Raw genomic sequence first — 13,273 nt, 5'->3', positions numbered from 1 at the left:
CATTGTTGAGCAAATGTACACTCCCCTAGCATATGCTATTACCTTTTATTCTGCGAGCAATTTCTCTCTACCATTACATATGCTCAAGAAATATGGTCAGTCTAAATTCACCAAACACCTGCACGTCTGACTCTATCAGCAATCGTCATTTTGCTACTATTTGCTACTAAGTAAGGAATTTCACCATGTATGTCTTCATTTTACGATATAAGTAAAGATAGAATTGACATTCCCAGCTGTTAGGATAATTATACCCATATCATTTACTCAACAACCAAACATATGCTCACATGATGAGAGTAACTGATTATAATTGAGTGACGGCCGTACGGAAGTACTTGAATCGTTGCCGCACGTTAAACAACTGCCTAAACGAAATGAGAAGAGATGATATGAACAATAAATTAGAGCAACTGCGTAAAGTCACCACGGTAGTTGCAGATACTGGTGAAATCGATATGATCAAAAAGTATCAGCCAGAAGATGCGACAACCAACCCATCACTCATCCTAAAAGCGGCTCAGATTCCTGAATACAGCACGTTTATTGATCAAGCCATTACTTATGCAAAAAGCCAAAGTGATGATAAAGCGCAACAATTGATTGATACTGGCGACATGCTTACCGTTATCATCGGTAAAGAAATTCTAAAAACGATCCCTGGTCGAATTTCAACTGAAGTCGATGCTCGTCTTTCTTACGACACAGAACAAACCATCGCGAAAGCACGTAAGCTTATTGGCTTGTACAATGATGCTGGTATCACTAATGACCGTATCCTAATTAAAGTCGCTGCAACTTGGGAAGGGATTCGTGCTGCCGAAGTACTAGAGAAAGAAGGGATCAATTGTAACCTAACTTTACTCTTCTCTTTCGCTCAGGCTCGTGCGTGTGCGGAAGCGGGTGTTTTCCTTATCTCACCATTTGTTGGACGTATTCTTGATTGGTATAAAGCCAAAGAAGGCAAAGAGTTCACGAGCAGTGAAGATCCTGGCGTTGTCTCGGTAAGTAAAATCTATAACTATTACAAAGAGTATGGTTACCCGACGGTTGTTATGGGAGCAAGTTTCCGTAACATCGGCGAGATTCTTGAATTAGCAGGCTGTGATCGCCTAACAATCGCGCCAAGTTTACTTCAAGAGTTAGAAGATTCAAGCGGTGAATTAGAGCTGAAACTTAGCCCGGTAAGCGATACCAAGCCCGCGCCTGCTGCTCTAACACATCCAGAATTCCTATGGGATCACAACCAAGATCCAATGGCAGTTGAGAAACTTGCAGAAGGAATCCGTAACTTTGCCATTGACCAAGGTAAGTTAGAAGCAATGCTTAAAGCTCAGCTTTAATCGGTAATTTTCAAAAACCGCTCAAATAAAAAATGCCAATCTAGATTGGCATTTTTTTTCAATTTCATCATAGTAGATAGGTATTAGGAAGGAAGGATAAAAAAGACTTCCACTCGACGATTACACGCCTTGCCACTCTGGGTGGTATTTTCACATGCGGGTACCGCACTGCCGTAGCCACGGACGTAAATATTTTTCAAATGACTAAAGCGTCCAACCACCCATTGTTTGACCGCGTTGGCTCGCTTTAACGATAACGTATCATTGTAGGCCGAAGCACCAGTATTATCAGTATGCCCTTCGATGACCATTTCAACACCTTGATAATTTGCCAAATAACGAGCGACATGGTCTAAAAAGTCTCGCGATTGGTCTGTCATTTTCATCGAATCAAGTTGAAAGTATATTGGTTGTAATAGACGCAGCATGGCGTGTTTGCCAGGGATAAGCTCGTAACGAATACTGTTGCGCTCAAAATAATTCATAAGAACCTTGAGCGACCCTTTTACATCATGACTGGCTTTAGATTGATGCGTGGTATTGTTTCGACTTGTTGACGTTGCTTGCGCGGTTCTAGGAAGCGGCGTACTAGAGATTTTTTTTAATCCCATTTGGTCGTTCGATGCAACTCTAGCCACTCGCCCCCACTCTGGATGAGCAACCTCATGATCAAACTTAGGCGCGACATCAAGTTTACTTTTCCTCATATAGCTTGAGTTCTTCATTGAACTGCAACCAGTCAATAACACTATCATTAAGCAAACCATGTACTTCATTATCGTGCACTCTTCATTTCTTCGTCTTATGCTGTATCGGCAAAATTTCGAAAACTTTATAGTTAAATTTTGTAAAACCTTCCTATTTGTTAACATATAGGGATTGCTTCACACCACGCTTTTTAGTCAAATAGCCATGAGTATAATTTAAGGACACTTTATGGATAATAACCAGATTTTCGCGGGTATTTTGCTCGCAATGGGCATAATACTTTTTTATCGTAACTGGAAAGCAAGTCGAGCAGCCGTTGAACATATCGAAGCAGGTACACGTTTTCTTGCAGAAAATGGCCAACGTGACGGCGTCATTACGACAAAAAGTGGTTTGCAGTATGAGATTGTCGAAGAAGGCACTGGTGAGGTTCACCCAAGCAGCGCTTCAAAAGTCACCGTTCATTATCACGGGACGTTGATCGACGGGAGTGTATTTGATAGTTCTGTTGAACGTGGTGATGCAATTATTTTTAAGGTGAGACAAGTAATCAAAGGGTGGCAAGAAGGCTTACAACTGATGGTAGCCGGACAAAAGATACGCCTCTATGTGCCACATAACCTTGCTTATGGCAAACGTGGTGTAGGAAAAGTACCACCAGGTTCCGTACTCATCTTCGATGTGTTACTTATCAACGTACAGTAATCTGCGACGGTTAATTCATCGTATTGCTGTCATATCAAAAAAAGAGCGATATCCATATAACTGGCTATCGCTCTTTTTTTTATCAATCTTTTACTATCTTTTAACAAAAACTCTAGTCACCAATAGCATCAAGAAGCGTCTGAGGTGTCTCCCATGTAAAGACACGTTCAGTAATACTTGCGCCACAAGGTGTATCCCAAACCTTTTTCGATGTACTAATACCGCCAAGTCCGCTGTAGTATGCTAAAGCTTCGGTATTTTGCTCGCCTATTTCGACATAGATTCCAGAATCTGGGAAATAACGCCCGATCCATTTAGTCATCTCGACCAAAAGACGTTGGCGGCAACCTTGACTTTGATACTCTGGAGCCACATTAAGAGATTCGATAATTGAGCCTTTTTCAAAATCATGATTACCGAATGCACAAACAAACCCACATAGGGAGCCATTGTTTTCAAAAACAATAACATGCTGATTCATTGATTGATTTGTTAAGCGAGTTTGCCAAATCATCTTCCTATCATCTTCGACTTCTTTGAGTAAGTAGTCAGCACTCATAATGTCACGATAATAGTTTTTCCAATTCTCAGCTTGCATGCGAGCTATCTGTTCATAATCGCTATACTGCGCGACTCTAAAATCCATTTTTCTTGTCCTTCTAACGTCCTGTTAGCCTGTGATAATTCGAATATCTTGATAAAGGTAATGCAACCTTATGACTTTACCATCAATACAAATCAAAAGAAGTTGCTTAAAAATACTGTGTCTACGTGTTATTTACAACACACAAGACATCAAATGTGGTGGAATATATAATATATTACTCTTTTATTCAGTCCATTGTTATGTATAAATACGTCGCTTTCAAGATAAAGGCACAATCACCTTGTCCTGATCTGGTGTTACATGGGTTTTATTCTAATATCCAGCTTCGGTGTTTTTCGCTTTAGAACGCCATTCAAACACTAAAAAGATAGAAAATGAGAGAAATATTGCCACCATCGACACGTACAATGTGTTTCTAAAACCATGGTATTGTGCAACGATGCCTAATATTGACGTACCACACATATTTCCAATCGTCATACAGTTGGTATAAAAGGCCGATAATTTCCCTACTATATGAGGTGCAAAATCTTGTAGTACCGTGACACCTAAACCGGCGAACGTCCCATAGAATAAACCATTTAACAATTGCAAAGCGATAAAGCTCCCATAGCCGTCAAGCCATTCCATCCCTATGTAAAATAACAGGCCAAATAAAAAGCTTATTCGCATCATTCTTATTTTACCTACTTGTGCAGACCAATGCGCGGCAACGAGCATTACGGGAATTTCGAGCCCTGCGGTTAGACCTAACAGTATTCCTGGTAAGGACACAGGCATATCTAACTCATCAATCATAAAAATCGGCATCGAATTCAAATAGACCGAATTGGCTAAACTGGCGAAGAATATCCCTGAACCCAAAGCCCAAACCGAAAAAGGTATCGCTACTCTTTTCTTGATTGCTTCATGGGAAGTCACATAGTTATCTGATTTAGTTTCAGGTGTCAGTTTCAGTGCCGCAAAAATAAACACGGTAACACTAATGACCGAAGCCAAGATAAAGTTGCTTCGTGTCCCTAAGTACTCCATTGAAGCAAAAGCCAACGTTGGCCCTACCACCCAAACTAAGGACATTGCAGCCCGCATCTGAGAGCTAATACGAGTGCTATTTTGTCCACTACGCTCGGAATAGCGACGAATCATAGCAAACAGCAGTGACATTGACGCACCACCAAATGACATAAAACACACACCAACAATCAGTGCTTGCCAAAATTGCGTCAATATTGCGAATGAAAAACCTCCAAGTGCCATAGCAGCAGCGCTAAGAAGAAAGAGATATTTGCTATCGACACCACGATCGCTCATGTTACCCAGTAACTGACTAATTACCATGGTAGATAATGCAGTACTAACCGTATATAAACCAATATAACTGGGCTCGATCTGGAGCTCTTTGACTAAGAAGAGAGCCATAATTGGAATGATGAAAGCGAATGACAATCCCGTTAAACCAATAATGGCGAAGTAGACTCCCGACTCCCCTCTGAACAATTTAGAATTCATAGTTTCTCTTTTAGAAAAACAAAAAGGAGAGCCGAAGCTCTCCTTTTCAGAAAACGGGAACTGCTTACTAATTAAAGTGCAGCTTTTGCTTTCTCTACAAGCACAGCAAATGCTGTTTTATCGAATACTGCGATGTCTGCAAGGATCTTACGATCGATCTCGATAGATGCTTTCTTAAGACCGTTGATGAAACGGCTGTAAGATAGACCATTTTGGCGAGATGCTGCATTGATACGTGCAATCCATAGTTGACGGAATTGACGTTTCTTATTGCGACGGTCACGGTATGCGTATTGACCAGCTTTAGTTACAGCTTGGAAAGCTACGCGGTAAACACGTGAACGTGCTCCGTAGTAACCTTTAGCTTGTTTTAGAACTTTCTTATGACGTGCACGAGCTTGTACACCACGTTTTACGCGAGGCATTATGCTTCTCCTAAACTAAACGAATAAATATACAAAAAAGAATTAAGCGTATGGCAACATACGAACAACACCAGCAACTTCACATTTAGGAAGAATGGCATTTGGACGTAGCTGACGCTTGTTCTTAGTCGTACGTTTAGTCAAGATGTGACGTTTAGTAGCGTGCTTAAATTTAAAACCGCCACCAGTTTTTTTGAAACGCTTCGCAGCGCCTTTATTGGATTTCATCTTAGACATGATGAATAACTCCGCATTGTAGTTAAGTTAATAAACGTGTAATTAGGGCGAATAAAAACCCCACCGTGCTCCTTTTTATAAAAGGAACGGCAAGGTTCTATTACTTGTAAGCCGTTAATTACTTCTTCTTAGGGGCTAAAACCATGATCATTTGGCGGCCTTCAATTCTCGTTGGGAAAGATTCAACAACTGCAAATTCAGCCGTATCTTCTTTCAAACGATTAAGAACGTCCACACCGATCTGTTGGTGAGCCATCTCTCGGCCACGGAAGCGAATTGTTACCTTCACCTTGTTGCCGTCTTCAAGGAAACCAGTCAGGTTGCGTAGTTTTACCTGATAGTCTCCTACATCAGTTCCAGGACGGAATTTAACTTCCTTAATCTGAACCTGTTTTTGCTTTTTCTTTTGATCTTTAGCTGCTTTAGCCTTCTCAAAAATAAACTTACCATAGTCCATCACACGACAGACTGGTGGTTCCGCATTAGGGCTGATCTCAACTAGATCCATTCCGGCCTCTGCAGCGATATCCATTGCTTCATCAAGTGAAACAATTTTTGAATCATCACCGTCGGTGCCACTTCCACTTAAGCGAACTTCGCTAACGCCACGGATATCGTTGTTAATACGATGCAGTGATTGTTTAGCTGGCACTTGGCCACGTCTTCCACCTTTAATAGTTTATTCCTCCAGATTAAGCTTACGGCTAGAAACTTCGGTTTGAACGTATGAAATAAAGTCGTCCAATTTAAATTTACCTAAGTCCTTGCCCTTGCGTGTACGAACAGCAATTTCGCCGGCTTCCATTTCTTGGTCACCACAAACGAGCATATAAGGTACACGTTTCAAAGTATGTTCGCGAATTTTAAAGCCAATCTTCTCATTTCTCAAGTCCGCTTTTGCTCTAATACCACTTTTTTGCAGTTTTTGTGCAACTTCTTGAGCATAATCAGATTGTTTGTCCGTAATATTCATGACAACAACTTGTTCTGGTGCCAACCACGTTGGGAAGAAACCAGCATATTCTTCAACTAAAATACCAATAAAGCGTTCTAACGACCCTAAAATTGCTCGGTGAATCATCACCGGAACTTGGCGTTCGTTGTTTTCATCGATATAAGTCGCACCTAAACGGCCCGGCATTGAAAAGTCGAGCTGAATAGTACCACACTGCCACGCACGATCGAGACAATCATAGAGCGTAAATTCAATTTTCGGTCCGTAAAATGCCCCTTCACCCGGCTGCAATTCATAGCTCAAGTTATTGGCTTCGAGAGCCTCTTCAAGTGCTTTTTCTGCTTTATCCCAAGTTTCATCGGAACCAACACGCTGCTCTGGACGGGTTGATAACTTAATATCAATATTTTCAAAGCCGAAAGTACCGTAAGTATCAAACACCATTTCAATACAAGAAGAGACTTCCTGCAAAATTTGGTCTTCGGTACAGAATACGTGAGCGTCATCCTGTGTAAATGAACGAACTCGCATCAAACCGTGCAATGAGCCAGACGGCTCGTTACGATGCACAAGGCCAAATTCCGCCATACGATAAGGAAGATCGCGATAGGATTTAAGACCTTGGTTAAAAATCTGTAAGTGACCTGGGCAATTCATCGGTTTAACCGCGTAAGTTCGCTTTTCCGACTCAGTTGCAAAGATCATATCACCATACTTATCCCAGTGACCGGATTTCTCCCACATACTCACATCAAGGATAAGCGGTGCTCGAACCTCTTCGTAGTTAAACTTAACCAACTGCTGGCGCATAAAGTTTTCGAGCTCTTTATAGACAGTCCAACCATGATTGTGCCAAAACACCATACCTGGCGCTTCTTGCTGCATATGGAATAAATCAAGTTGTTTACCCAATTTACGGTGATCACGTTTGGCCGCTTCTTCTAAGCGAGTTAAGTGCGCCTTAAGTGCTTTTTTATCATGGAATGCTGTGCCATAAATACGTTGCAGCATCTTGTTATCGCTATTACCGCGCCAGTATGCACCAGCCACATTAAGCAACGTAAAATGCTGACAAAAGCCCATATGTGGTACGTGTGGACCACGACACATATCGATATATTCTTCGTGGTGGTATAAGCCTGGACGATCATCACGAGACACATTTTCGTCTAGGATTTCAATTTTGTAGGATTCTCCACGAGCGTCAAAAGCATCGCGAGCTTCTTGCCAACTTACATTTTTCTTAACGACAGCATATTTGGTTTTCGCCAATGCTTTCATACGAGCTTCGATCTTCTCTAGATCTTCGTCTGTCAGTGACTCCTCTAGGTCGATATCGTAGTAAAAGCCGTTATCGATTGTAGGACCAATCGCCATCTTTGCATCAGGGTATAACTGCTTAATTGCATGCCCCAACAAGTGCGCACATGAGTGACGAACAATTTCAAGTCCATCTACGTCATCTTTATTGGTAATAATTTCCAGTGCAGCATCTTGCTCGATGACATCACACGCGTCAGCGCGAACACCGTCTACTCGTCCAGCTATGGTTGCTTTCGCAAGACCAGGACCAATAGATTGAGCGACTTCTAAAACAGAAACAGGAGCATCGAATTGACGTTGACTACCGTCGGGAAGAGTAATAATAGGCATGTGGAATCCTTACAGTGGTGTTGCACACTAAGCAACACTTGCATTTAAAAGTAAATACAGTTGGTAGAACCAACCAATAATAATAAAAAAAGGAGAACAAATACGAATGCCCTCCGATAAACGAAGAGGTATTTTAAAGCAAATGGTTTAAATGACAATGGATAAATCTTATTTCCCCCAAATACACAAAACCCATGACGAATCATGGGTTTTATTTGTCACTCAATTGCTTAAATTAAGCGTCTGCGCGACGAGTTCTGTTTGGGTTATGACCACGTTCACCACGGTAACTACCACGGCTATCACCACCACGGTTACGGTCAAAACGACGCTCTCCGCCGTTACCACCATTACCGCCACGACGGTTATTGTCACGGTTGCCGCCACGATTACCACCACCGCCGTTGCCACCACGAGGAGCTCGGTTTTCACGGAAGTCACTAAAGTCACTAACCACTGCGCTTACGTCTTTTTGGCGAATGCGTAGCTTGCTGAGTTTACGAGTTACATCAGCAGACATGGATTTTGGTAACTGAACAAAGGTATGGCCTGGAGCAAGTTTAATTGCACCGATCGATCCTTTGGTTAAACCAAGTTCATTGGCCAACGCACCAACGATATCTTTAACTTGTACGCCTTGTTCACGACCCACTTGTAATTGATAGGTTTCCCAATCTTGATTACGGTCACGTGAATAGCCACCAGAATCGCGAGAATCACGACGTTCGCTACGACGCGCTTTATCACGAGCGATTTGCGCAATCATTGGGTCCTCACCCACATAAAATAGTGGACGTTTACCTTGTTGACGCTTAAGCAAAATCGCCGCGAGAGTCGTTGCATCGATCTCTAAAGATGTTTGCAGCTTTTCAACCAACTCAGAGAATTTGTCTAATGCTTTGTGACCGGTCTCTGACGCAAGTTCTTCGCCTAACTTAATGAGACGTGCTTCAGCGACTTTGTCACGAGCTGGAAGTTGAATCTCTTCCATTGACGAACGAGTAACACGTTCAATAGTACGCAGCATACGAATTTGGTTGGTGCGAACCAATAGAATCGCTTTACCTTTACGTCCAGCACGGCCAGTACGACCAATACGGTGAACGTAAGATTCTGCATCAAACGGAATATCGTAGTTAAATACGTGCGTAATACGAGGCACATCAAGTCCACGAGCAACGACGTCGGTTGCAACAAGAATATCGATAACGCCATTTTTAATATGATCAACAGTGCGCTCACGCAAAGATTGAGGAATGTCACCGTGCAGAGCTGCAGCTTTAAAGCCACGCTCACCTAACCAATCTGCCAAACGTTCGGTGTCTTGACGAGTACGAACGAATACGATTGACGCATCGGTTTCTTCGGTTTCAAGCAAACGCATCATTGCTTCGTCTTTCTCTACGCCTTTAACAACCCAGAATTGCTGCTCTACTTTCGCAACAGTTTGGTTTGTTCCAGCCACATCTACACGAGCTGGGTTACGTAAGAAACGATCAACGATGGTTTTAACCATTGGTGGCATGGTCGCAGAGAATAGTACACGCTGTGCAGTTTCTGGCGCTTTTTCCAAAATCCACGTTACGTCGTCAACGAAGCCCATTTTTAACATTTCGTCGGCTTCATCCAAGATGAATGTTGTAACTTCATCAAGGTGTAGACGGTCACGAGTGATCAAATCTTTAACTCGACCCGGTGTACCAACAACAATGTGAGCACCTGCGCGTAGAGCACGCATTTGATCAACGATTGAAGCACCACCGTAAATCTCAAGAACTTTTAAACCCTTGATGTTTTTACCAAGTAATTTAATTTCTGCTGCAACCTGAATCGCAAGTTCGCGAGTTGGAGCAAGAACGATCGCTTGAGGTTTATGTTGAGCAAGGTTGATTTTGTTCAATAAAGGAAGCGAAAATGCAGCTGTTTTACCAGTACCGGTTTGTGCTTTACCGAGAGCATCACGCCCTTCTAAAAGAAAAGGAATGGCAGCGGCTTGAATTGGCGTTGGGTTTACAAATCCCATTGCATCTAATGCAGATAGGACATCTTTGTTTAACGCTAATTCACTAAATTGGATTGTTACTTCTTCTGGCATGGGGTCCCCACTAACTATACGTAAATATCAGGTCCCATGCGCTTCACCATTCCCCATTTAAACTGGGAAAGATACTATTCTAAGATGCAAAGCTACTTACTGAAATACTCCAAAGCGGCTAGGGACGTCTCAAAGGACGCGGATTATTCCCTAATTGCCCTTAAAAAGCCAGAAAAAATTGAATTCCGTCACATATTTTTACTTTTTAGTTGTTATATCAGCGAAAAAGCCCCCGATGCCCAGTTGCGACAGGTACCGCCTACCTCTTTCGGGTAACTTAATTGCTCAAAAGACCCAGATCAACGTGTGAATAAATCGACATTCTTACTATCATTAGTTGACGACCTTTTTCATAAGCACAAATCAAACACCTGATAAGTACACTTTTCGCCGATTAGCTAGTAACATGTGACTCAGTAACCGTTTAGATAGATGTACTTCGCAAGGTTATTACCCTAACCGGGTAAATTGTCCTAACCGGGTAAATTTTCGTTTTTGGGGAAAGATTACTCCTCATAAAAAATCAAAGGCATACAATACACTAATGTTTCAAGACAACCCGCTACTCGCACAACTCAAACAGCAAATTCAAGAAACCCTACCCAAGAAAGAAGGAACCGTTAAGGCAACTGATAAAGGGTTTGGTTTCCTCGAAGTGGACAACAAAACCAGCTTCTTTATCCCACCGCCGTACATGAAAAAATGTATGCATGGCGATAAAGTGACGGCGATTATTCGCACAGAGAAAGAGCGAGAAGTAGCCGAACCTGAAACATTGATTGAACCCTTTCTGTCTCGATTTATAGGACGAGTAAAGCTAACAAAAGGCAAACTCAATGTTGTGGTCGATCATCCACAACTAAAGAAGCTCCCATTACGAGCAAAAATAGCCAAAGGGCAGAATCCAACCCATTTCCAAGATAATGACTGGATTGTTGGTCAATTGATTCGTCACCCTCTCAAAAAAGAGGATGATCATTTCTTTGTCGAAATCACGGAAAAAATCACCGATGCCGACGATAAGATTGCGCCTTGGTGGGTAACATTGGCACAAAACGACTTGCCAAATAAAGAACCAGAAGGCATCGATGATTGGCAACTCAAAGATGATGATGCTCTGGTTCGCGAAGACCTAACTCATATTCCCTTTGTCACCATCGATGGCGCATCAACCAAAGATATGGACGACGCTCTCTATGCTAAGAAACTCGATTCTGGTGATTACGAACTGACGATCGCGATAGCCGATCCAACTGCGTATATCACTCCAGATGATGCTATGGATAAAGTTGCGCGCGAACGTGGCTACACCATTTATCTACCCGGTCGAAATATTCCGATGCTGCCTAGAGATTTAGCCGATGAGCTTTGTTCTCTTATCGAAGACACGTTGCGTCCAACACTATGCTGCACTGTTACCATCGCCAAAGATGGTGTGATTGGTGATGATATTCGCTTTTTTGCTGCGAACATAAAGTCTCATGCACGCTTGGTTTACGATCACGTCTCCGATTATTTAGAAAACGGAAAATGTGAACACTGGGCACCAAGTGAAGATATTGCAGATGTTGTTAACGATCTGTATGACCTATCACTGGCACGAGCGCAATGGCGAGAAACCAATGCGGTTGTGTTCCCTGATCGCCCTGATTATCGTTTTGAGCTCAGTGAAGACAATGATGTCGTCGCCATCCATGCCGATCTTCGCCGCAGTGCTAATCGTTTGGTTGAAGAAGCGATGGTAACCGCGAATATTTGTGCTGGCCGAATCCTAAAACAGAGCTTTGATTTAGGTGTATTTAATACTCATGCCGGCGTTAAAACAGAAAAGATGGCGGACTTACTTACTATGCTGTCCGACAATGGCGTAGAAGGTCACACCGAAGAGTCATTAGTGACAGTAGACGGTTTTGCCAAGCTTCGCCGCAGTTTATCCAAGCAAGAGACAAGCTACTTGGATAATCGCATTCGTAAGTACCAAGCCTACAGTGAGGTCGGAAATCAACCGCTACCCCATTTTGCGATGGGCTTAGATGTGTATGCCACTTGGACTTCTCCGATTCGTAAATACGGTGACATGATCAATCATCGAATGCTGAAAGCACACATTTTAGGTAAAGAGCCAGTCCAAGTACCTGATGAAACCGTGGGTGAAGAGCTAGCTTTACACCGTAAACATCACAGAATGGCTGAACGCAATGTGAGTGATTGGTTATACGCTCGTACTCTTGCCGAAGAGCCAGCTAATGAAACACGATATACCGCTGAAATCTTTGATATCAATCGAGCAGGTATGCGCGTACGACTTCTCGAAAATGGTGCGGCAGCCTTTATTCCTGGCTCTCTCATTGTGGACAACAAGAAGAGAATCGAATGCAACAACGAAATTGGCACTATATCCATAGATAAAGAGGTCGTGTATAAGCTAGGCGGGACACTTGAGGTGGTACTAACCGAAGTGAACCAAGAGAACCGAAATCTCGTTGCCAAACCAACGCAAGCTTTCCCAGAACCAGTAGTCGCGACAGAAACACCAGCCGACTAAATTTAGAACGCTAAGATCAATAAAGGAGGCTTACTTGCCTCCTTTTTTATTTTGTTTTCTTTTATTCCAATTTATCTAACAATCACGACCAAAAATAGGACTTAGGGTCTTTTTCCACTTCACGAATCACTGCGGTAAGATCACCACTGCGCTGAAGATAAGGATATGGCATCCACTCATTTTCTTGGTCGGCAACAAACAGCGCCCACATGCCTTCATCACTATCCCATTCGATTTTTGCCACAGGGCTTAAGTATTCAACATGATGTGAATCGAGCTTATAACACTGCTTATTAAACTGGACTCCATTTGATAAAGGTTCGAAGCAAGACTTACCAAGGGCAACCGGCATGCCTTTATTTCGGCTATGACATAACAATTCAGCACGTCGTTCAACTTGACGTTGTAGCAAATTCACAACTGACATTTACACCTCGACCACAAAGAATCACAATGAACTCTAACGAGGATGCCATAATCATGAATGAAAA

Annotated in this window: 12 protein-coding genes; 3 read left to right on the top strand and 9 right to left on the bottom strand. The window is 42.5% G+C overall.

All coding sequences use genetic code 11. The features are described 5' to 3' along the window. Positions 1–392 precede the first annotated feature (392 nt). Positions 393–1,343 (top strand): transaldolase, encoded by a 951-nt coding sequence (tal, locus tag ACWU4D_RS04935; RefSeq protein WP_456050283.1) that lies wholly within the window; start codon positions 393–395, stop codon positions 1,341–1,343. An 83-nt stretch (positions 1,344–1,426) separates the two neighbouring features. On the opposite strand, the gene ACWU4D_RS04930 is transcribed toward tal, so the two are convergent. Further along, entirely contained in the window at positions 1,427–2,050 is a 624-nt protein-coding gene (locus tag ACWU4D_RS04930) for an OmpA family protein (RefSeq protein ID WP_456050282.1), read from the bottom strand. A gap of 229 nt (positions 2,051–2,279) precedes the next feature. On the opposite strand from ACWU4D_RS04930, the gene ACWU4D_RS04925 reads away from it, so the two are divergent. After that, positions 2,280–2,756 (top strand): FKBP-type peptidyl-prolyl cis-trans isomerase, encoded by a 477-nt coding sequence (locus tag ACWU4D_RS04925; protein WP_456050281.1) that lies wholly within the window; start codon positions 2,280–2,282, stop codon positions 2,754–2,756. Positions 2,757–2,868: 112 nt separating this feature from the next. On the opposite strand, the gene ACWU4D_RS04920 is transcribed toward ACWU4D_RS04925, so the two are convergent. The 7 genes from ACWU4D_RS04920 to ACWU4D_RS04890 all read right to left on the bottom strand — a co-directional run bounded on the left by ACWU4D_RS04920 (position 2,869) and on the right by ACWU4D_RS04890 (position 10,237). Next, a complete protein-coding gene (locus ACWU4D_RS04920) occupies positions 2,869–3,402 on the bottom strand; it encodes an N-acetyltransferase family protein (RefSeq protein ID WP_456050280.1) in 534 nt (177 codons plus the stop codon). 273 nt (positions 3,403–3,675) lie between these two features. Then, on the bottom strand, positions 3,676–4,872 hold the full coding sequence (locus ACWU4D_RS04915; RefSeq protein ID WP_456050279.1) for a sugar efflux transporter: 1,197 nt from the start codon (positions 4,870–4,872) through the stop codon (positions 3,676–3,678). Between the two features lie 71 nt (positions 4,873–4,943). After that, on the bottom strand, positions 4,944–5,297 hold the full coding sequence (rplT, locus tag ACWU4D_RS04910) for a 50S ribosomal protein L20 (protein WP_456050278.1): 354 nt from the start codon (positions 5,295–5,297) through the stop codon (positions 4,944–4,946). A gap of 42 nt (positions 5,298–5,339) precedes the next feature. Next, positions 5,340–5,534 (bottom strand): 50S ribosomal protein L35, encoded by a 195-nt coding sequence (rpmI, locus tag ACWU4D_RS04905; RefSeq protein ID WP_456050277.1) that lies wholly within the window; start codon positions 5,532–5,534, stop codon positions 5,340–5,342. Positions 5,535–5,652: 118 nt separating this feature from the next. Continuing rightward, on the bottom strand, positions 5,653–6,186 hold the full coding sequence (gene infC / locus ACWU4D_RS04900; protein WP_456050276.1) for a translation initiation factor IF-3: 534 nt from the start codon (positions 6,184–6,186) through the stop codon (positions 5,653–5,655). Between the two features lie 27 nt (positions 6,187–6,213). Next, positions 6,214–8,142, bottom strand: coding sequence for a threonine--tRNA ligase (gene thrS, locus ACWU4D_RS04895; RefSeq protein ID WP_456050275.1), 1,929 nt, complete (start codon positions 8,140–8,142; stop codon positions 6,214–6,216). 235 nt (positions 8,143–8,377) lie between these two features. After that, entirely contained in the window at positions 8,378–10,237 is a 1,860-nt protein-coding gene (locus tag ACWU4D_RS04890; RefSeq protein WP_456050274.1) for a DEAD/DEAH box helicase, read from the bottom strand. 544 nt (positions 10,238–10,781) lie between these two features. Here ACWU4D_RS04890 and rnb point away from each other — a divergent pair. After that, positions 10,782–12,782 carry an exoribonuclease II gene (rnb, locus tag ACWU4D_RS04885; protein ID WP_456050273.1) on the top strand — a complete coding sequence of 667 codons (2,001 nt, stop codon included), beginning with the start codon at positions 10,782–10,784 and terminating at the stop codon, positions 12,780–12,782. Between the two features lie 82 nt (positions 12,783–12,864). On the opposite strand, the gene ACWU4D_RS04880 is transcribed toward rnb, so the two are convergent. Next, positions 12,865–13,209 carry a DUF3024 domain-containing protein gene (locus tag ACWU4D_RS04880; RefSeq protein ID WP_456050272.1) on the bottom strand — a complete coding sequence of 115 codons (345 nt, stop codon included), beginning with the start codon at positions 13,207–13,209 and terminating at the stop codon, positions 12,865–12,867. Positions 13,210–13,273 lie beyond the last annotated feature (64 nt).

It is taken from the genome of Vibrio phycocola (assembly GCF_053850235.1).
This window is presented reverse-complemented; position numbering and strand designations above follow the sequence as displayed.